Raw genomic sequence first — 20,667 nt, 5'->3', positions numbered from 1 at the left:
TTAGAGTTTCATATTGGCAGCTGTTGCAGCGTCGGAGGCTTCAACAAGTTTGTCCAGTCGGGAAAGGGCTGCACCTTGGTCAATCGCATGCGCAGCCATCTGGACACCCTCAGCGAGGGTGGAGACCTTATCTGCGACGATAAGGGAGGCCGCTGAATTGAGCAGGACGATATCCCTGTAAGCGTTTTTTGCTCCTTGCAGCACTTCGCGCAGTGCCTGAGCATTTTCTTTTGGATCGCCGCCTTTCAGATCTTCTGTCTTTGCAAGCGGCAGGCCCGCATCTTCAGGAGACACTGTGAAGGTGTTGATGTTTCCGTTCTTCAGTTCGGCGACAAAGGTGGTTCCGGTGGTGGTGATTTCGTCCATTCCATCGGAGCCGTTGACGATCCAGGCTTTTTCGGTGCCCATTTCCTGAAGGGTGTTGGCGAGTGGTTCAACCCATTGCTGTGCGAATACGCCTGTCATCTGGCGCTTTGCGCCTGCCGGGTTGGCGAGCGGGCCTAGCAGGTTGAAGATTGTTCTGGTGCCCAGCTCAATGCGGGCCGGGCCGACATGGCGCATGGCCTTGTGGTGGTTTGGTGCAAACATGAAGCCGATACCGGCCTCATGAATGCAATGGCTGATGCCGTTCGCATCCAGGTCCAGGTTGATGCCAAGCTCGGCAAGTGCTTCTGCTGAACCGGATTTGGAGGACAGGGACCGGTTGCCATGTTTTGCAACGGTCACGCCGCAGCCCGCCACAACAATGGCTGTGCAGGTTGAAATGTTATAGGAGCCGGATGCGTCACCACCTGTGCCAACAATGTCGATGGCGTGATCTGGTGCTTTCACCGGGATCATTTTGGCGCGCATGGTTTCTACAGCTGCAGAAATTTCGTCGATGGTTTCGCCGCGCAAGCGCAAGGCCATGAGGAAGCCACCGATCTGTGCGGGAGTTGCAGCGCCTGACATGATGATCTCGAAGGCCTCGCGGGCCTGAGATCGGTCCAACGTGTTTCCGTCAGCGACAATTCCAATGAGATTTTTCAAATTGCTCACGGCGAAAACCCCCTCAATCTCTCAGGTAATTCCTTAGCATACACAAGGGCTAACTATTAGATAGCTTTCGGAGAGCTGTCTAGGAGATAAACAAAAGCCCGCCACACTTATAAATGTGGCGGGCCTGTTTTCGACAAGGATTTGTCTACTGACGATCCAGTCCGGTCAGCTGGTTGAAGACTGCCTGATTTACTCGGACACCTTCTGTTTGCTCCAGCTGAGAGATGAACTGGTTGAGCAAGGAGCTTTCCAGTGCGCCTGTCAGCTGAGTGTCAATGCGCTGCACGTTTTCAGATTCTGTCATGAAAGCTGGAGACGTCGTGTCGGTGAGGACAAGAAGAATGCGGTCTTCGTTGTTGCCAGGAACCTGAGAGGCGGTGCCTTTTGGTCCGGAAAATGCTGCAGTTACAGCAGAGCCGGAAAGCTCCGCGATGCCGCCGTTGCGGGTGAACGGTGCGGATGTGGCTGTTGTCAGACCTTCGGCAGCTGCGACTTCGGAAAGAGGCTTTCCTGCTTCGACTTCTGCGATCAGAGCTTGGGCTTTTTCTTCCAGCAGTTCCGCTGTGCGGTTGGCTGTCCAGTCAGCAGTCACGGCTTCTTTTACTTCAGAGAGTTCTCTGTCGCGGGAAGGGGTGACATTTTTCACTTCGTACCACAGGTGACCTGTACGGCCGATTTCCAGCGGATTATTTTCAACGCCAACATCGGTTGAAAAGACTGCTGTGGTCAGTGCGCTTGCTTGTGGAAGATCAACAGTTTCGCCCGCTTCGTTTTTACCGGAAGCGTCAAATGAAGGTGTGTTGATCAGAGCCAGATCAAAGCGCTCAGCGATTTCTTCAAAGGTGCTGCCGCCTGCGCGTGCGTCTTCGACTTCGTTGAAGAGGTCTTCTACTTCATCGGCTGCGTTTGCCTGAGCAACGACACCGCGTAGTTCGTCTTTAACGTCTTCCAGAGGCTGTACTGCTGCTGCTTTGACCTCTTTGGCAAAGAGAATCGCGTTAGTGAACTGACCTTCGACCATGTTGCTTGCCTGACCTTCTTTGAGAGCAAAAGCTGCATCTGCAATTTTTTGGTCAAGGAAGCCGGATTTGTTCATGAGGCCGAGGTCGACGTCTTTTTCGGTCAGATCGCGTTCATTCATGAGGTCTTCAAAGGTCTTGCCGGACTCCATTTCAACAACAGCAGCTTCTGCTTCCTGTTTGGTTGGGAAGGAAATCTGGAAGATGCGGCGCTGTTCCTGAGACTGATAGCGGTTTTTGGTGCGCTCATATTCCTGAGCGAGTTCCGCTTCAGTCACATTTTCCGGCTTTGCGATCTTGTCTGCTGTCAGCTCTATCAAAGTGGCACTGCGGTATTCAGGTGCTTTGTAGTTGCCTTTGTTCTCTTCAAAGAACGTAGCCAGTTCTTCGTCAGTCGGAGCTGGAACATTTGTCAAAGAGCTTTGTGGCAGCACGAGGTACTCAACAGTGCGCTCTTCCATTGCGTATTTGTCGAAGGCTTCGAGCATTGCTTTAGGCACAACGATGCCGCCGATAACAGCTTCTGCAAGCTGTTGACGCTCTGCGACGAGCTGTTGCTGCATCACGAATTCGTCTTCGCTTATGCCCAGATTATAAAGTACCTGGCTCAAGCGATTACGATCGTAACCATTTACACCCTGAAATGCCGGTGTTTCCTGAATTGTTTTGACAATAGCTTCATCAGATACACCGATGCGCAGCTGTGATGCTTCATAATCAAGCGCAGCTTCGGCGATGAGGCGGCCCAGAACCTGAGCTGGTACGCCAAATGCCGCGGCCTGTTCCTGAGTGACAGGCTGGCCGACGCGGCGTGACAGCTGGTCGAGCTCGCGTGAATAAGCTCGTTGGAAATCCTGAGCCGAAATTTCTTTGTCGCCAACTGAGGCAACAGGTGTGGAGCCGATTCCAGTAAAGACGTCAGCGATCCCCCAAACTGCAAAGCTGAGGACCAGAAGGCCGATCAGCAGTTTTGCAAACCAGGAACCTACGCTATTACGCAGCGCGTCGAGCATAATTTTATCCGTTCTCTTGTTGAAGGCGAGGGACAGTCTCCCCGCGCACACATGCAAGGCCGCCGGATAATAGTGTTCCTTTCGCCCTGGGGCAAGTTTACACGCCATAAAGGCTGTGAGATTCGGCAGGAGATACGAAGTTCATCGTACTAGCGGTAATCCGCTATGGGACTTAAGTGTTTTTTCTGCTAGTGAGCACTCATTCCATTTGGGAATTTGGAATTCATATTTGGGGAACAGATCATATGACTAATCGGCCACTTGTTGCTGGTAACTGGAAAATGAATGGTACCAAGGCTTCAGCTGTAGAGCTGGAAGCTATGGGCGCGGGATACGACTCAGCACTTGCCGAAAATGTAGAGCTTCTGATTTGCCCACCTGCATTGCTGGTTGCGCAGCTGGCTTCCCAAGACAAAATTGCGATTGGTGCACAAAACTGCCACGCTAAAGAAAGCGGTGCGCATACTGGCGATATTTCTGCGGAAATGATCCGCGATGCTGGCGGCAAGTTTGTGATTGTTGGTCACTCCGAGCGACGCGAAGATCATGGCGAATCTGATGCGGACGTTTGTGAGAAGGCTGAAGCTGCTTACCGCGCTGACCTTATTGCTATTGTTTGTGTTGGTGAAGTTGAGAGCGAGCGCCGCGCGGGTACGACGCTTGACGTGGTTACCAAGCAGGTTCTGGGTTCTGTACCAGCAGGCGCAACTGCCGAAAACACTGTAATTGCTTATGAGCCAGTTTGGGCGATTGGCACTGGATTGACGCCAACTCCAGCAGACGTTGCTGAGGTTCATGCTTCTATTCGCGCGACTCTCATCAAGCAATTTGGTGGTGATGTTGGCGGTAAAATGCGCATCCTTTATGGTGGCTCTGTTAAGCCTACCAATGCAAAAGAGCTGCTTGCGGTTGAAAACGTTGACGGTGCTCTGGTTGGCGGCGCAAGCTTGAAAGCCACGGATTTCCTTGGAATTGCCGAAGCTTATCGCGGTTAATAATAGCCGGTTTTTTATAATATTCTTAGCAGTCCACCAATTTGCTGCGCCTTTAGGGTAGAAAGGCGCAGCAAATTCGGTTAGAAGGCCGACTAACGAATTCATTAAACCTACGGATACCTATGGAAACCGTTCTGATTGTTATCCACCTGATGGTCGTCGTGGCGCTGGTAGCACTGGTTCTACTACAGCGCTCTGAAGGCGGCGCATTGGGTATTGGCGGCGGCGGCGGCGGCGGTGTGATGAGCAGCCGCGGCACAGCTAATGTGCTGACTCGCGGTACTGCGATTCTAGCTGTCTGCTTCTTTGCAACTTCACTCGCTCTTTCTCTGTTGGCTCGTTATGACGAGCGTCCAGGCTCTTTGCTTGATCAGGTTCCTGCCGGTTCAGCAACACAGGGAACAGAAGAGGGCGCTGGCAATGGTCTTCTTGACCAGCTTCAGCAGCAAAGTCAGCCATCTGGCCCGCAGGTCCCACCTGCTCAGTAATCTGCTGTAAAGCAGGAACAGTTGAAATATACGTCTGACGGCACCGCACTCCTGTGCAGTGTCCGTCATTCGTGCGTTCAGACATAACTCAATTATCCAGGGTATTGGATTATCAGGCACCCACCCCGGCGTGCTTCCCTTTTTGATAATTTCCGCCCTTTCAAACGTGGTAGCGATCCATGGCACGGTACATATTCATCACCGGTGGTGTTGTTTCTTCTCTTGGGAAGGGACTTGCCTCCGCAGCTCTTGGTGCGGCTTTACAGGCGCGCGGATACAAGGTTCGACTTCGTAAGCTCGATCCTTATTTGAACGTTGATCCGGGTACTATGAGCCCTTACCAGCATGGTGAGTGTTATGTGACCGATGATGGCGCAGAGACCGATCTGGATCTTGGCCACTACGAGCGTTTCACGGGTCGTCCGGCAAATAAGCAAGACAACATTACCACTGGTCGTATTTATCAGGACATTATTGCGAAGGAACGCCGCGGTGATTACCTTGGCGGTACCGTGCAGGTGATTCCTCATGTGACTGACGCGATCAAGAACTTCGTGCTGGATGGCAACGAAGGGTATGATTTCGTGCTTTGTGAGATTGGTGGCACCGTTGGTGACATCGAAGGACTGCCGTTCTTTGAAGCCATTCGTCAGCTGGGCAATGATTTGCCGCGCGGACAGGCTGTTTACATCCACCTGACACTGCTGCCTTACATTGCAAGTGCTGGTGAAATGAAGACCAAGCCGACACAGCACTCTGTTAAAGAGCTGCGTTCTATCGGTATTCAGCCAGACATTCTTATGGTGCGCTGTGATCGCCAGATCCCTGAGAATGAGCGTCGTAAGCTTTCCCAATTCTGTAACGTACGCGAAGAAGCTGTTATTCCGGCATATGATGCGAAGAGCATTTATGAAGTGCCGCTGGCCTACCATAAGGAAGGCCTTGATGAGCAGGTTCTGGATGCGTTTGGTATCACAGGTGCTCCGGCTCCAGATCTTTGCCGCTGGGAAAGCATCGTCAATTCTCTGTTCAATCCAGAGGGTGAAGTCACCATTGCGATTGTTGGCAAGTACACTGTTCTCAAAGACGCATATAAGTCCTTGATTGAAGCGCTTGTACATGGCGGAATCTCGAATGGCGTGAAGGTCAATCTTGAGTGGATTGAATCTGAAACATTTGAGAAGGAAGACCCAAGCGAGTTCCTTGCTAATGTGAACGGTATTCTGGTTCCTGGTGGTTTTGGTGAGCGCGGCTCTGAAGGCAAGATTGCTGCTGCACATTATGCGCGTGTGAACAACATTCCTTACTTCGGTATTTGTTTTGGTATGCAGATGGCTGTTGTTGAAGCCGCGCGTAACCTTGCAGGTATTGCTGATGCGAGCTCTACCGAGTTTGGTCCAGCCAAAGAGCCAGTTGTTGGTTTGATGACTGAATGGACACGCGGTAACGAGAAAGAGCAGCGTCAGGCGGAAGGCGATCTGGGCGGTACCATGCGTCTTGGTGCTTATGATGCAGTTCTGAAAGCTGACAGTAAGATTGCTGCGATCTACGATTCCACAGAAATCTCCGAACGCCACCGTCACCGTTATGAAGTGAACATCGGGTATCGTGAGAAGCTTGAAGAAGCTGGTCTGATTTTCGCCGGTACGTCTCCAGATGGTGTTCTGCCTGAAACGGTAGAGATCGATGACCATCCTTGGTTCATTGGTGTTCAGTACCATCCAGAACTGAAATCACGCCCGTTTGAACCGCATCCGCTGTTCTCCTCCTTTGTAGGTGCTGCGCGCGATAATAGCCGTCTGGTTTAATCGGACCTTTTGGGGGAAATACTTTGACCAAGGGAATTGACCATATTGTTCTTGCTGTAAACTCTTTGCGGGATGCTGCAGGGCTTTGGGAACAGCTCGGATTTAAGGTGACGCCAACTGCGCGTCATCCTTGGGGTACTGAAAACCGCCTCGTTCAGCTGAATGGCAGTTTTCTTGAGGTTTTGGCGATTGGCGAAAACGCTGAACTGACAGAACCAAGTGAAGGTGTTTTCTCTTTCGGAGTGTTCAATCGCGATTTCCTGCTGAAGGGAGAAGGTGCTTCCATGTTCGTGATGGATAGCACGAGCGCGGCGGACGACCGTGAAGCATACACTGCTGCCGGTCTTCCTGAGTATGCGCCATTCTCCTTTGAGCGGATTGCTGTTTCTCCTGAGGGCGAAGAACGTCAGGTTGCTTTTGATTTGACGTTTACGGCAGATCCCCTCAGCACGGAGCTTGGCTTTTTTACTTGCCATAACAAGTTTCCAGAAAACTTCTGGAAGGCAGAGTATCAATCCCACCCGAACACTGTGCGCGATCTGAGCGAAGTCATCTTTGTTGCTGACGACCCTGCTGATCATCATGAATTCCTGAAGGCGTTTATTGGTGAGCGTACTGCACGGCTCTCCAGTCTTGGTGTCGAGATTGAAACGTCTCGCGGGGTAGTCAAAGTTCTTTCTCCGAGTGCCTATGAGAGCCTTTATGGGGTTAAAGCTCCAGCTAATCGGGCAGGCCTTAAATTGGTGGCCCTAGGCTTTTTGGCTGCGAATCTGGAGAGCTTTGGTAAATATGCTGAAGCGCTTGGTGGACGCAAATCCAATGATTTCTGGGTGATTGAGCCAGAACGAATGGCCGGTGTTGCCGTGATTTGCAGCTGATCCTTTTTAAACTCCGAGGCTATCGCTTTCGGGGCTTTTATTTGTGCTGAGCCTGGTGAGTTATGCAGTGACAATGAGTGGTGCCTGATTTTCATCCACGATGAGCTCCAATTGAGCTGGAGGCGACGAAAACTCCATGACCTGTACTATGTTGTGGGTCGTTCCAGCTCCATCCTGATCAAAACTCAGAACGCCTCCTGATAGCTGGAAGTAGTCTCCCACATTTTGCTGCGTGACTTGTTCTGATCCAATCAATTCTGTCACATCCAGCCGATCAGCATCATCTCCAGATGAATCGTAGTCAGTGATGAGATCTGCAATTGTGAGATTGGAGAGATCGAGCACAAATGTATCGCTGTCGGCTCCACCTTCAAGTGTGTCCCTGCCACCCATTCCTGCAATCTTGTCTCGCCCTTCCATGCCGGAGATGTGATCGTCACCGTCGAGACCTTTGATCAGCTCGCTGGTTTGCGTCCCTGTCAGCACATCATCCCCGGATGTGCCAAGTATGGGCGATGCTGCCTGCTTGATGGAAATGAGATGGCTGTCCGTATCTGTATCGCCATCCCCATCTTCAACTGAAATGAAAAACTGCAGTGTTTGGTTTTGGGGAAAGTCCAGCCCCGTGTCGGCTGTAAACTCCCATGTGCCATCGGAATGGATGGTAAGTTCACCTTGCTGCGTGTTCAGCGTGGTTTGTGTGTTAGGAGCCAGATTGACGATGTGTTGGTCGTTTACGTCCGTGTAGACAGTCACTTGCGCGTATCCATCAGCACCAGAGCTGAGTGAGAAGGTATCGCTGATTGTCTCTCCCTCAGTTACGACGTTCTGTGTGTCTGAGATGTCGATGTCTGGATTGTCATCTTTGATTGAGATGTTGGTGATGCCCAGAGCAGTGCTGCCGTCTGTATCCGTTGCGACAATCGGGACACCTAATATTGTGAAATCGCTGGTTCCGTTGGTCACATGCGGAAAATCTGCAAGCAGTGTGGCAGTTACTTGAACTGAACCCGTGGTTCCTGCAGCAATGGATGCGCTTGTCAGGGCCAATTGAATAATGTTTTGGCCATTAATTGAGCCTGTGAATGTCTGTTTATCAGCTGAAAGCGCCCAGTTGATGGAGGTGACGACAGCGCCGCTGTCATCACGGACCTCGATACTGGATGTGTCTCCAATCGTGAAGCTTATGATATTATCAGAACCAGCTGTGAAACTCAGTGTATCACTTTGTGTTTCTGCTGTGCTTGCTGGTTTTGATCCAATTACATCTCCTGTCGGCTCATTGTTACCGACCTGATCTCCCAAAGCACTCTCATCAAGACTTAAGGCGATAATGTCGCCACCGAACGGATTTGTGCCATCGGTGATCTTGATAGTCTGGGTGTCTGACGTGGTGTCTCCATCAGCATCCGTTGCGGTGATGGTGAAGGTTTGCTCTTGCGGACCGTTGTTGTCCAGATTGGTAGCAGCTTCAAAGGAGTAAGTGCCATCCGGGTTGACGGTGAGGATACCCTTAGGCATGTCAAAGATAGCAGGGGTGTTTCCAGATAGAGAGACGGTCTGGTCGATCTCACCAGAAATGGAAACGGTGACGTCAGTAACGCCATCAGCTCCGGAAGTGAGCGACCACGTACCGTTGAGTGTGTTGCCCTCTGCGACTGAGGCTGGTGTGTCTGCGATGTCCAGCTGTGGTGCATCGTTAATGATGTTGACCTGAATGTCAGCTGTGACCGTGTCTCCGTCATGATCTGAGGCGTCTATGGTGATGCCGTTGATCTTGATAGGATCTCCGCTTGCATCATGGGGAAAGGCATCTGTCAGCGTTGCTGTGACCTGTATCGAGCCTTGTTGACCTGCTGGGATGGCTGAAGCATCCAATGCCAAAATGATAGCAGGGGTGCCGTTTATTGAACCAATAAGCTGACCATTCGAGATTACCCAACTGATATTGAGGGCCGCCTCTCCATTGGTGATTGTAATGCCTGAAGGATCACCAAATGAGAATGCGGTTAGGTCATCAGAACCAGCCGTGAAGATGAGTGTATTTGAGACATCTGTCTCGGTAGTGTTGGTTGGATCAGAGCTGGTGATATTAGCCGCTGCCAGATCATTTTGATCCTGCGTTGTATCAAGGGCTGCTTCGCTCACCGTGAGGATCAGATCTACCGTTTCACCGGGCAGGTTGTCTGGTGGTGTTGGTGACGTGCCATCGGTAATCTTGATGGTCTGGGTGTCTGACGTGGTGTCTCCATCAGCATCTGTTGCGGTGATGGTGAAGCTTTGTTCTTGTGGATCGTCGTTGTCCAGATTGGTAGCAGCTTCAAAGGAGTAAGTGCTGTCTGGATTGACGGTGAGTATGCCTTTGGGCAGGGTGAACGTGGCAGATGTGCTGCCGGAAAGAGAGATGGTTTGGTCGACTTCTCCGGGCACTGAGATAGTGACATGGGTGATGCCATCTGCTCCGGAAGTGAGCGACCACGTGCCATTTAAGGTGTTGCCTTCTGCGACTGAGGCTGGTGTTTCTGCAATGTCCAGCTGTGGTGCATCGTCAATGATGTTGATCTGAATGTCAGCTGTGACCATGTCTCCGTCATGGTCTGAGGCGTCTATGGTGATGCCGTTGATGTTGATAGGATCTCCGCTTGCATCATGGGGAAAGGCATCTGTCAGCGTTGCTGTGACCTTTACCGAGCCTTGTTGACCTGCTGGGATGGCTGAAGCATCCAATGCCAAAATGATAGCAGGGGTGCCGTTTATTGAACCAATAAGTTGACCATTCGAGATTGCCCAACTGATATTGAGGGCCGCATCTCCATTGGTGATAGTGATGCCTGAAGGATCACCAAATATGAATGTAGATAGGTCATCAGAGCCCGCAGTGAACGTCAGAGTGTTGGAGGTGTCTGTCTCAGCAGTGCTGGTTGGATTTGAGCCAGTGATGTTGCTTGCTGCCAGATCAGTTTGATCCTGCGTTGTATCGAGTGCTGCTTCGTTGACGATGAGGATCAGATCTACTGCTTCACCGGGCAAGTTGTCTGGTGGTGTTGGTGATGTGCCGTCGATGATGGTGATGGTCTGTGTGTCTGACGTGGTGTCTCCATCAGCATCTGTTGCGGTGATGGTGAAGGTTTGCTCTTGTGGATCGTCGTGGTCAAGATTGGTCGCTGCTTCAAAGGAGTAAGTGCCATCCGAGTTGATGGTGAGTATGCCTTTGGGCAGCGTGAACGTGGCAGAGGTGTTGCTGGAAAGGGAGATGGTCTGGTTGGCTTCTCTGGGCACTGAAATAGTGACATGGTTGACGCCATCAGCACCTGAGGCAAGGGACCAGGTGCTAGCGAGCGTGTTGCCCTCTGCGACGGTGGCTGGTGCGTCCGCAATATCAATCAGAGGAGTGTCATCGAGGATATTGATGGTGATGTCACCAGTTGCCTGATTGCCTTCTTCATTGGTCACACGGACCTTCAGGAGGTCTTGCTGCGCACTGTTGCTGTGATCACCTGAGGTGCTGAGAGTGTAGGTCCAGTTGTAGGTTCCATCTGGATTAACCGTAATAGCGTAGGTCCCATGGGAGGTTGTGACCTGGCCGCCATTGGTGACATCTACCCAGACATTTTGAATGGGATCGCAAACTTCGAGCGTCTGGAGCGGGGAGGAACCGCTTTGGATGTTCATCGGCCCAGCAGTTTGAGTGGCGGCCTGTCCTGCTGCAGTACCAGACGCGAGGCCGGACTCGTACACATCATCAGTGTTGCCTGCGAAAAAGGCAGGTGTCACTCGCGGATTGGATAGGTCTGGCGTGGATGTGGTTTGCTGGTCAGGTTCGAATGTGCCATCTCCAAATTCACGTTCGAGAACCTCTTCATTGAGCTCTGAGGGCAACAGAAGTGGGGTGATTGGGAAAGCTGGCTGGACGACGATTGAGATTGGCTCGAAGTCATTTCCGCTGCCAATGAGTTCATCGTTGGCAGGTAACGGAGACTGAGGCTCATGGTTGTCGCTTGAGGGCTCAGAAGCGCTTGGTGCACCCGATGAGGTCTCTGGACCAGCACTTGGTTCTGCGTTTCGCGCAGCTGCAAATGCTGTTTGAATTTCCTGCGCGGTGAGGAGTTGATTTTCAATCTCAATGGAAGGCGGATTGTTGCTGTGACCTTCAATGATCAGACGTGTGCCATCTGACAGGGTGATCTCGGTGGTGCCATTGGCGGTCTGGATGTCTGCAAGCTCCAAACCTGATGGCAACAGCAGAATTTCTCTGACAGGATCCCATTCCACTTCGTTAAGAAGCAGGTTCATGCCACGTGGTTGGCCATCTAACTGCGTTTCTGACGTTGTTTCAATGTTATCAGGAAGTTGGATAATGAGCTGGCTGACATTTGACGTTGTTGAACTGGCCTCTTGTTGAGATGCATTCTCCAGCCCTGGGGCCTGTTCAGGCGTTGTTTGATTGCTTGGAAGCGCTTGAGGCTCACCGGTTTTGGTATTCGGCATGCAAGGCTCCCTTTGCAAACTGGAACAGGACGTTAGCGCGCCTTTTCTGAGTGAGAAGACAACGTCTCGCTGAAATTGTGCTGCCGAATTCTAAATCAAATGGAGTTCAAATTTATATATACATTATACAATACGCATAACTGACAATATTAGAGGCCGCGTCTGTTGAATTGAGGTTGCTATTACTTTTTGAGTTATTGATATTTATTACACTTAATTGCGTGAGGAATGACATTATATTAAAATAAAGTAAATTAAAGCTTCAGTTGCCCGGTTGTCTCAAGTATTGCGTAGAGGGCGTGTGTATGAAGTTGTTTGCGCCACTTATTCTTGGCGTTGCTGCCGTTGGCTTGTTGAGCGGAGCAGGCCACGCGATGTCTCTCAGAGATGCAGTTAACCTTACTGTCTATAGCAATCCTGAAATCGGAGAAGCGGTTTTTGACCGCAATGCGATTGGCTTTGAGCTGAAACAAGCTAAAGGCGAATGGTTGCCGCGTCTTGATCTTGAGTTTCGCGGGGGTGCCGAATGGGCTGATCGCAGTTTTACCCGTCAGCGGGATCAGTTCTTTTATGGCCCTTATGAAGTGAGAGCGACAGGTCGGCAAAAGCTTTTTGATGGATTTGCGACGACCTATGAGATTGAGCGTCAGAGAGCTCGTCTGGATGCCACGTCTTTCAGAGTTTGGGAGCGGTCTGAGTTTATCGGTCTGAGTGCGGTGCGTGCCTATGTGGAAGTTTCCCGTCTTTTTGAAGTGAAACAGTCTGCTCAACGCAATATTGCTTATCACTCCAAAGTTGCCTCGGATATGCGGGCAGGTTTGTCTCGCGGGGTTGTCTCCGTTGCAGATGTTCAGCAGGCAAGTGAAAGGGTGTTTGCTGCACGGCTTGCATTACAGGAGGTTGTTGAAGAGCTTGAACTTGCTGAAGCCACATTTATTGAGGTGGTGGGCAAGCCTGTAGGACGCTTGGGGGGCGTCCCCAGTGTTTCACGACGCATTCCTGGCACGCTTCCTGATGTTTTGAATGTAGCACGGCGGAACAATCCACTGATCGCGTTGCGCAAAGCCGATGTAGATGCTGCAAATGCGCAGATTAAGATTGCAGAGGCAGATTATTATCCAAGATTGGATCTGGAGCTTTCCTCGCGTGTTGGTGAAAACCTGAACGGATTTCCTGGCGTCAATAATCAGGCTACAGCGCTGGTTGTCATGCGTTGGAACCTCTTTAATGGCAATATCACGAAGAACAGGCGTGCTGAGCAGGTTGAGCGGGCGGGTGAGGCACGGATGAGAACGGCGCGGGCTTTTCGTGAAGTTGAGCGGGAAACGCGTGCTTCCTGGATCCGGCGTGTTGAGCTTTCCAAGCAGCTTGCAATCATCAAAAAACAGCTTTCAGCATCACAACAGCTTCTCATTTCATATGAAGGCCAGTTCACCGTTGGACAACGAACTCTGCTGGATGTTTTGGATACACAAAACACAGTCTTTTTTACTGAAGTCTCCGAGATTTCTGCCCGCTATGCGCAAACCTTTGCCAACTACCGATTGCTGGCAGCAATGGGCGGTTTGCTGGAATCGTTTGATGTTCAACCTCCTGCCCAAGCCGAAGCGGGCTATCGTAAAGTACGGGATGATGAGGAAACAGAGGGCTGGCTGCCGGGGAAAGTGTTGCCAGGCGTTTCAGCTCAGTGGGCGCGTGGGACACCTGTTGCCATGCCTAAACCGAAACAATGAGGGAGGGGATTTTTTGGGCAGACTTAAATTTGCAACGGGCATGAGCGGTCCTGCACTCCTCATCTGGGGGGCTGCCATGTCTCTTTCGGTATGGGCAGGAGATGCTGTCAGCGCGGACCTTGCCGTTGCGACCTCTGATTATTATCGCGGTGGTGTGTGCTACAATTTCAACCTGCGACACCCCGAGGAGCTGCACAGCGAAATTTCTGTTCGGGTACGTGATTATTTTGAGGAGGCAAATACCGTTGTTGTCTCTGCGCAGCGCAGCTCAATCGTGCAGTTGCGATTTGATTGGGCGTTGGAAACAAGAGACTGGTGTGGAGTTGCCATTGGCTACATGAAAGATGCGGTTTGGGATGATGAAGCTGTCAATCGCTGTCTTTGTTTTCGCGAATACATGAGAGAGTACTAGAGAGTATCTCCGAAAAGTGGAAACCGGTTTTCGGATAAAGATACGCAAAAACAAAGACTAAAGCAGTTTAGATGTTTCAACTTAAATGCGAACTACTTTAAGTCCTCAGTTCATCCAGTTCCTTTTGAAAGGATATGGATGACTTTTTCCTTTGGGCCATCAGCGAGAATACGGCCCTTATCCAGAATGATCAGCCTATCAACCAGAGAAAGTGGCGCTGTGCGGTGTGTAGCAATGATTAAGGTTTGCTGCGGGGTGACCGAGGATGAGAGGGCATTGATGAACTGCTGTTCGGTCTGGCCATCCATCATGCCTGTTGGTTCATCCAGATACAGTAGTTTTGGGGTGCCCATGAATGCTCTGGCCAGGATGAGCTTTTGTCTTTGCCCGGATGACAGATCACGGCCACCTTCCTCAATCAATCTGGCAAATCCGTGCGGATGGGCATCGATAAACTCCAATGCTCCGGAAAGCTCACTTGCTTTGACCAGCTCTGCATCTGAGGCTTCAGGGCGACCTAATTTGATGTTGTCTCTGATGGATCCAGAGAAAAGGCTAGCATCCTGCCCGATGTAACATATGGATCTTCGCAGTTCCGTGGGTGCAAATTGCTGATGATCCAAATTGTCGATGGCGTAACTTCCTGACTCTGGAGAATAAAGACCGCTCAATATTCGGCCCAGAGTGGATTTTCCAGAGCCGACAGGGCCGAGTATGGCGATGCGCTCTCCTGCGGAAATGGATAGGTTCAGGTTTTTCAATGTTGGCTCTGCAGCCTGCGGATAGGTGAAGCTCATATTCTTTAGCGAAACCTGAGCGTGATCAATTGTTTTGCTCAGGTGCCTGGAGGCCCACGGTGTTTCTCGTGGTAACTGATTGATGGCGTCCAGTCTTTTGTAAGCGGCTTTGACCTGTTGGAACCGTGCGAGAAAGCTGGAAAGTGTTGCTAGTGGGGCAACAGCTCGTCCCCCAAGGATCACACAGGCCACAATCCCGCCCATGGAGATAAGCTTTTCTGAGAACAGATATGCGCCTGTGACCAGAAGGGCGACTGTGGTGAGTTGCTGCAAAAAGCCCGTTAGGTTTAAAGCCCAGGTAGAAAGCGATCTGACTTTGTTTTGCGCTGAGGCTGCTGCGGCTGTGGCACTCTCCCATTTGCCAAGAAGCTGTCCTTCTGCGCGTTGGAGTTTGATTGTTTCCAAGCCGTAGAGATTTTCTACCAGCAGTGCATTTTGCAGCGTAGCATCAGCAACTGTTGCTTCCACGGCTCTTTTGAGAGGGAACTGCATCAGCAGTCCAATTGTGACCACGCTCATGATTGCTGCAAGAAGCGGATAAACCATGGGACCGCCGATATACCAGATCAGACCAAGGAACATGCCGAGGAAGGCAAGGTCTGTGATGGCTGCGATTGTTGCTGATGTCATGAACTCGCGAATGGTTTCGAACTCACGCATTTCGTTGAGGAAGCCTGCAGTGCTTGCAGGGCGATGCGCCATTTTCAAGTGCATTGCCTGATCAAACAGTTTGGAGGAAATTATCAGATCAGCTCGTTTGCCTGCAAAATAGATTAAGGAAGCACGCAGTGACTTCAACAGCAGGTCAAATAGTAACGCGCCCGCTACGCCAAGAGTGAGAACCCAAAGTGTAGGGAAGGCCGAGTTGGGTAAGACACGGTCATATACGTTCATGGTGAAGAGTGGTGAAGCCAGTGCTAGTAAGTTGATGAAGGCTGCAGCAAGCGCAACGAAGGCGTAGTCTCGTGCAACAGCTTGGATCCCACCGAAGAACCAATGGGAACGGTCTTCCTTCGTTGTTTGTTCCTGTGAGCCCTCTGGTTTGTAAAACGGTTTTGCAACGATGATTTCTCCACTGCAGAGCGCCTGGAGCTCATCCAGCTTCGCCAATACGGCGCCGCCATCTGCATGTGGGAGGGCGACTGCATAGGATTTCTCATCGTACTTCTCTAGAATGACCAATGCTCCGCCGGATTTAAGGAGCAGAACGGCAGGAAACAAAAGGGAAGAAAGACCAGTGATTTTCTGGCGGAAAGCCTTGGTCGAAAAGCCTGCGCGTTTGAGAGCCTTCTGTAACAAATCGGCGGTGAGCTTACCATTTTCTAGCGGCAGGCCTGCAATAAGGTTCTCTGAGTTTGCTGGCATGTTATGTTGAACCAGCAAAATTTCGAGACATCCCCGTAACGGGTCGATGTCGATCAAGTCCGTAGGGTGAATATCTGATTTGGTGTCATTAACAGGTGTTGTGCTTTCAGGTTCCTGTTTTGCTTTTTGGTTTTCTTCTGATGTTGCAACCGAAACTGTGGCTTCAACAACTGTAACACTCTCTTTGTGTGAGGAAGCGACTTCAGTCGACGTTGTGTCTTCCTTTTTTACGGAAGGCGGTATCTTTTCTTTTCTTGTTTTCGGCTTGGCCGTTTTTGTCAGTTCCAATCTGCAATTCTCCGCAATAGATCCCCGTAGTATTCAGAAAAACCAAGGAGGGTTACCTTTGGTAAGGATAGCTTGATTCCGGTTGGTCGCGTGCCTCTGGAACTTGTTGGGGAGTTTCTAGGGGGATTATCTTTGCGCCTATTGCATCTGATGGAACGGGTCACAAATTGGATGAGGCTAGGCGTTGAAACCAAGCGACTTCCGCGTGGAGCTGCTCAGGTGTCCGTTGGATTGGAAAATGCCGTGTTTGCACGCACGCGCTTGTTGGTCCTGATGATCGGGTTGCTTTTGATTTCGTTCGTCCTTTGGGCCGGTTGGGCGCAACTGGAAGAAGTGACACGTGGAGATGGGCGTGTCATTCCATCTGCAAAGATACAGGTCATTCAGAGCCTTGAAGGAGGGATCGTTAAAGAGGTGCTCGTAAAGACGGGCGATCTTGTCAGTAAAGGCGATATTCTGATCCGTTTGGATGATACGGGGTTTTCTTCCAATCTGGGTGAGCTGGTCGCAAAACAACTGGCGTTGGAAATTGCTCGTGAACGTTTAGAGTTCCAATCCGTTTGGCCGGAGCGTGGGGAGGAGCTGGCATATAGTTATCACTATCATGAAAATGCTGAGCAGATTGTTGCGTCTGAGCTGTCTCTTTTTCAAGCCAATCTGGAAGGATTGGAGGGCCAAGTCGCAATCAATCGTTCGCGTGTTGCGCAGCGTATGGCGGAACTTGAAGCCTCAGAAAACCAGAGACGGAATGTTCTTGATTTACTGCGCCTTGCAAATGAAGAACGAGAGTTGAAAGCACCGCTTGCCGAAAAGCAGATTATTCCCCGTACAGACATGCTCAAGCTTCAGCGTGAAATTGGCGATCTTGAAGGGCAGGTCAACACGCTTCAGGTCACGGAGGGGCGATTGCAGGCGGCTGTTGAGGAAGCCGAACAGGAGATTGAAGGTGTTTACACCAAGTTCCGACAGACAGCACGCGCTGAGCTGAGCGAAGTGCAAGCGCAACTGGACATTATTGCAGAAGCTTCCAAGGGGGCCGGTGATAAGGTTGATCGCGCAGAGATTCGCGCACCCATGGACGGCATCGTCAACACGATTGATGTGAGTACAATTGGCGGCGTGGCTTCGCCTTCTCAGCAGCTTATGACCATTGTGCCCGTTGAGGATGTTTTGCTCGTTGAGGCCAAGGTCAAACCTCAGGACATTGCTTTTATTCATCAAGGGCAACAAGCGCTTGTTAAGCTCAGCGCTTACGATTTTTCCATTTATGGCGGCTTGGACGGGCAAGTCGAAGGAATTTCTGCAGACACTGTTTACGATGAAAGTACTCGTGAGCAATTTTACTCCGTAATTATCAAAACCAAACAAACAGGGTTAGAAAGTCGCAACAAGAGTCTTCCCATCCTTCCAGGGATGGTCGCCTCCGTCGATATACTCACTGGAGAAAAGAGTGTGCTTTCTTACATTCTTAAGCCAGTCAATCGTGCACGTGAGGAGGCGCTAAGAGAACGGTAATGCGTTATGGCTCTTCCGGAATACCGAGGCAAACACCGCAGGAAACGCGGTTTTTTGCGACGAAGCTTTGTAGGGATGGTGGTTAAAGCAGCATTTCTGACTGGCATTGTGTCCAGTATGTCCAGTGCGCAAGCCCATAATCTGCGGTTTAGCTATCAAAATAAAGTGCGCCGCCGTCGTCTGTTCTCTCTGATGAGGTTTACGGGTCCAAATGCCACAAAAAAGCAGGAAAGCTTTGGGTTGTTTGGGTCGGTTGAAATTAATGGCGGCAATAGCAGGGCTTTCAGGAAATGGCAGGTCGTCTTGCCTGAATGTGACCAACAATTGGCCTCCTTAAAGGAATGTTTTGCTGGAAATCTGCGGTGCGCAGGTTCCGTTGACTATTGGTCACGCATTATTCGTGGTGTGGGACACAGCAAGTCACTGCGACAGCTTTCGCTGCTCAATTCTTATATCAATGAAAGTGCTGGATATGATCCTCAGGCGATTGCCGCTGGGCAAGCGGACGTCTGGCGTGCACCTTTGCAGTTTCTGGGCTTTCATGGTGATTGTGAGGACTATGCGATTGCTAAATATTTCAGTCTGTTAGCGCTGGGCTATGAGGAACCAGATCTGCGGTTTGTTGTGGTGAAGGATAGCAGGCGGAAGGTCATACACGCTGTGACCACGGTTCAATTTCAAGGTGCATGCTATGTGCTGGATAGTTTGAGGCCAGTTGCGACCAAGGAAATCGATCTGCTTCATTATCAGCCGTTGGTGTCCATGCAGCGGGATTTACACTTTACACACTTCAGAACGGCAGAGATGCGGCAACGGTTTTGGGCTCAGCACAGAAATGGATAACTGTGCTGAGCATAGATTTGTCTACGCGTTTAGCAATTCTTTTGAGTTCTCATAGGCGAGGATTGCTCCTGCCAAGTCCTCCAATGCAGCACCGACAGATTTGAAGAAGGTGATTTCATTTTCGCTTGCTCTGCCGATGTTGTCGCCTCTGGTGAGGTCATAAAGATCAGCCTGAACATCTTCAGGTTTCAACGTACCGTTTGCTAGCGGGATGGTCAGGTCTCCAGCTTCCTTCATTGCGCCTGCACGAGTGTCGACAAAAATGCGTGAGCGGGAGATAGCAGCGTCATCTGCTTCGCGCATTTTTGGAGTGAAACCGCCCACAAGATCAAGATGACATCCATCGGACAGCCATTCACCCTGTATCAGGGGAGCATTGGACAGTGTTGCAACGGAAACGATATCAGCTTGCTCAACAGCTTTTGGAAGAGATTGCTCTGCGACAACCTTAACGCCAAGTTTTGTGCTCAGGTCCTGCGCATTATCCTTTGCCTTGTCGTAGTTACGGCCCCAGAGGGTTACAGTTTCAATCTGTCTTGTTGAACAATGTGCCTCAATGAGGTTTGCTGAGAGACGGCCTGTGCCGACCATTGTAAGGCTCGTTGCGTTCTTGCGAGCAAGGTAGTCTGCAGCAAGTGCTGAGGCTGCTGCAGTTCGGCGGGCCGTAAGTTCGCCGCCATCAACCAACGCAAGCTGTGCGCCTGTTTTGCCATCAGAAAGCAGATAAGTGGCGGAGACTGCAGGAAGCCCAATATCTGCATTACTCGGAAACACACTGGCGAGCTTTACGCCAAAATAGGCGCCTGATTGCCAGGCAGGCATGAGTAACAAGGTGGCATCAGCTTTATCTGGCACGCCCATGGTATGATGGTGCCGAACAGGCATCTCGCAGCCCTCTTTGAACATTGTTCTCAAGGCCTCGACCAATGGTCGGAAGGGCAGGGCGTTTTTAGTTTGGGTATCGGATAACTGTAACATATCCGTTTCTCCCTTATAATTTGCGAAAAGATGCTCTGATATCTCACAGGACTAGTGGGCGACGAATGTGTTTGTCACTTGAGATTTCGCGAGAAACGGGGTGTATGCACAAAAAAGCTCGCCGTTTGTGCAGTGGGCTGTCTTTTGGCTCAGCGTGCTGAGTACACGATGTCTTTGATCACATTCGGCGTAATTTTTCCATGCTCACCGATGGCTTTAAAAAAATCGCGGCTCTCGATAATGTGCATGAGCGTGTCGATGTCGTTTTGATCAGTAATATTGGCATCGGACAGACGAATTGGCATGGCTAGTTGCTGGTAGAATTCTTCAATCGCATCAACTGTCTTTTCAGCCAGATCTTCAGATGGAGGCAGTGAGAACACTGTTGTTCCCATTTGCTCCAGTTTTGCGCGCTTCAGTTCAATCTGGCTGCGCAAGAGGCTTGGCAGGTGCTTGGTTTGGTAAGACTGTCTTGAAACTCAGACGACTCTTGATAGCTCATTTTCAACTCTGCAACCTCTCAACTCAAGTGGCTTGCTCGTTTGCTGACAACGCGAACTGTTCCCCGTCGCCGCCTTATGGACAGATCGATTGAATTGAATAAGGGAGTGTTTTGACCCATGATCATGACGACAGGAGTGAGATGTGGGGCAGAATACCAAGACTGCAAGCGTTGCTGTAGAACGCACGGTCATGGATATCCGGCGCAAGGCCCGCAAGCGCTATTCCACTGAAGACAAAATCCGCATTGTACTTGCCGGGTTACGCGGCGAGGACAGCATTGCCGAGTTGTGTAGGCAGGAAGGGCTCTATTACAGCTGGTCCAAAGAGTTTCTTGAAACTGGCAAGAAACGGCTTGCCGGTGACACAGCTCGTCAGGCAAACACCGGTGAGGTTAAGCAGCTGCGTAAAGAAGCTCGCGACCTCAAAGAAGTGTTTGCAGAGCAGGCCCTTGAACTGCAGCTTCTTTAAAAAAGCATGACAGGCGATGGGGAGGCCGACGAATGAG

Annotated in this window: 14 protein-coding genes and 1 pseudogene; 9 read left to right on the top strand and 6 right to left on the bottom strand. The window is 50.7% G+C overall.

Annotation, left to right across the window (positions count from 1 at the left end; genetic code table 11):
• Both trpD and PsAD37_RS18080 read right to left on the bottom strand, forming a co-directional pair.
• Positions 1-1,038, bottom strand: coding sequence for an anthranilate phosphoribosyltransferase (gene trpD / locus PsAD37_RS18085; protein WP_057465507.1), 1,038 nt, complete (start codon positions 1,036-1,038; stop codon positions 1-3).
• Between the two features lie 145 nt (positions 1,039-1,183).
• The gene (locus tag PsAD37_RS18080) at positions 1,184-3,070 is read right to left on the bottom strand and encodes a SurA N-terminal domain-containing protein (RefSeq protein WP_063297351.1); all 1,887 of its coding nucleotides are present in this window, start codon (positions 3,068-3,070) and stop codon (positions 1,184-1,186) included.
• 245 nt (positions 3,071-3,315) lie between these two features.
• On the opposite strand from PsAD37_RS18080, the gene tpiA reads away from it, so the two are divergent.
• From tpiA to PsAD37_RS18060, 4 genes are all read left to right on the top strand, one after another.
• Positions 3,316-4,065: a triose-phosphate isomerase gene (gene tpiA, locus PsAD37_RS18075; RefSeq protein ID WP_063297350.1), complete on the top strand. Its 750-nt coding sequence runs from the start codon at positions 3,316-3,318 to the stop codon at positions 4,063-4,065.
• 122 nt (positions 4,066-4,187) lie between these two features.
• A complete protein-coding gene (secG, locus tag PsAD37_RS18070) occupies positions 4,188-4,553 on the top strand; it encodes a preprotein translocase subunit SecG (RefSeq protein ID WP_063297349.1) in 366 nt (121 codons plus the stop codon).
• 179 nt (positions 4,554-4,732) lie between these two features.
• On the top strand, positions 4,733-6,361 hold the full coding sequence (locus PsAD37_RS18065; protein WP_063297348.1) for a CTP synthase: 1,629 nt from the start codon (positions 4,733-4,735) through the stop codon (positions 6,359-6,361).
• Positions 6,362-6,384: 23 nt separating this feature from the next.
• Positions 6,385-7,239 (top strand): VOC family protein, encoded by an 855-nt coding sequence (locus PsAD37_RS18060; protein WP_208991952.1) that lies wholly within the window; start codon positions 6,385-6,387, stop codon positions 7,237-7,239.
• 60 nt (positions 7,240-7,299) lie between these two features.
• On the opposite strand, the gene PsAD37_RS18055 is transcribed toward PsAD37_RS18060, so the two are convergent.
• On the bottom strand, positions 7,300-11,727 hold the full coding sequence (locus PsAD37_RS18055) for a VCBS domain-containing protein (RefSeq protein WP_063297347.1): 4,428 nt from the start codon (positions 11,725-11,727) through the stop codon (positions 7,300-7,302).
• Positions 11,728-12,032: 305 nt separating this feature from the next.
• Here PsAD37_RS18055 and PsAD37_RS18050 point away from each other — a divergent pair, with 305 nt between their 5' ends.
• Both PsAD37_RS18050 and PsAD37_RS18045 read left to right on the top strand, forming a co-directional pair.
• Entirely contained in the window at positions 12,033-13,460 is a 1,428-nt protein-coding gene (locus PsAD37_RS18050) for a TolC family outer membrane protein (RefSeq protein ID WP_057462377.1), read from the top strand.
• Positions 13,461-13,473: 13 nt separating this feature from the next.
• Positions 13,474-13,872, top strand: coding sequence for a hypothetical protein (locus PsAD37_RS18045; RefSeq protein WP_208991951.1), 399 nt, complete (start codon positions 13,474-13,476; stop codon positions 13,870-13,872).
• A gap of 110 nt (positions 13,873-13,982) precedes the next feature.
• On the opposite strand, the gene PsAD37_RS18040 is transcribed toward PsAD37_RS18045, so the two are convergent.
• Positions 13,983-16,322, bottom strand: coding sequence for a type I secretion system permease/ATPase (locus tag PsAD37_RS18040; RefSeq protein WP_063297345.1), 2,340 nt, complete (start codon positions 16,320-16,322; stop codon positions 13,983-13,985).
• Positions 16,323-16,454: 132 nt separating this feature from the next.
• Between PsAD37_RS18040 and PsAD37_RS18035 the strand changes: the two genes are divergently transcribed.
• Both PsAD37_RS18035 and PsAD37_RS18030 read left to right on the top strand, forming a co-directional pair.
• Positions 16,455-17,837: an HlyD family type I secretion periplasmic adaptor subunit gene (locus PsAD37_RS18035; protein WP_208991950.1), complete on the top strand. Its 1,383-nt coding sequence runs from the start codon at positions 16,455-16,457 to the stop codon at positions 17,835-17,837.
• A 6-nt stretch (positions 17,838-17,843) separates the two neighbouring features.
• Entirely contained in the window at positions 17,844-18,680 is an 837-nt protein-coding gene (locus PsAD37_RS18030; RefSeq protein WP_208991949.1) for a transglutaminase-like cysteine peptidase, read from the top strand.
• Between the two features lie 21 nt (positions 18,681-18,701).
• On the opposite strand, the gene PsAD37_RS18025 is transcribed toward PsAD37_RS18030, so the two are convergent.
• Both PsAD37_RS18025 and PsAD37_RS18020 read right to left on the bottom strand, forming a co-directional pair.
• Positions 18,702-19,658 (bottom strand): ornithine cyclodeaminase family protein, encoded by a 957-nt coding sequence (locus PsAD37_RS18025; protein WP_063297342.1) that lies wholly within the window; start codon positions 19,656-19,658, stop codon positions 18,702-18,704.
• Between the two features lie 149 nt (positions 19,659-19,807).
• Complete coding sequence (locus tag PsAD37_RS18020) at positions 19,808-20,095, bottom strand: hypothetical protein (protein WP_063297341.1); 288 nt, start codon at positions 20,093-20,095, stop codon at positions 19,808-19,810.
• Positions 20,096-20,351: 256 nt separating this feature from the next.
• Between PsAD37_RS18020 and PsAD37_RS18015 the strand changes: the two are divergent.
• Positions 20,352-20,667, top strand: a pseudogene (locus PsAD37_RS18015) (transposase); the annotation flags it as partial.

The sequence above is a fragment of the Pseudovibrio sp. Ad37 genome (assembly GCF_001623075.1).
Lineage (GTDB): Bacteria > Pseudomonadota > Alphaproteobacteria > Rhizobiales > Stappiaceae > Pseudovibrio.
This window is presented reverse-complemented; position numbering and strand designations above follow the sequence as displayed.

Bases quoted from the DNA above. Each gene is read 5' to 3' on its own strand.
- PsAD37_RS18080 (WP_063297351.1), bottom strand. From the start codon at position 3,070: ATGCTCGACGCGCTGCGTAATAGCGTAGGTTCCTGGTTTGCAAAACTG.
- tpiA (WP_063297350.1), top strand. From the start codon at position 3,316: ATGACTAATCGGCCACTTGTTGCTGGTAACTGGAAAATGAATGGTACC.
- secG (WP_063297349.1), top strand. From the start codon at position 4,188: ATGGAAACCGTTCTGATTGTTATCCACCTGATGGTCGTCGTGGCGCTG.
- PsAD37_RS18065 (WP_063297348.1), top strand. From the start codon at position 4,733: ATGGCACGGTACATATTCATCACCGGTGGTGTTGTTTCTTCTCTTGGG.
- PsAD37_RS18055 (WP_063297347.1), bottom strand. From the start codon at position 11,727: ATGCCGAATACCAAAACCGGTGAGCCTCAAGCGCTTCCAAGCAATCAA.
- PsAD37_RS18050 (WP_057462377.1), top strand. From the start codon at position 12,033: ATGAAGTTGTTTGCGCCACTTATTCTTGGCGTTGCTGCCGTTGGCTTG.
- PsAD37_RS18030 (WP_208991949.1), top strand. From the start codon at position 17,844: ATGGCTCTTCCGGAATACCGAGGCAAACACCGCAGGAAACGCGGTTTT.
- PsAD37_RS18025 (WP_063297342.1), bottom strand. From the start codon at position 19,658: ATGTTACAGTTATCCGATACCCAAACTAAAAACGCCCTGCCCTTCCGA.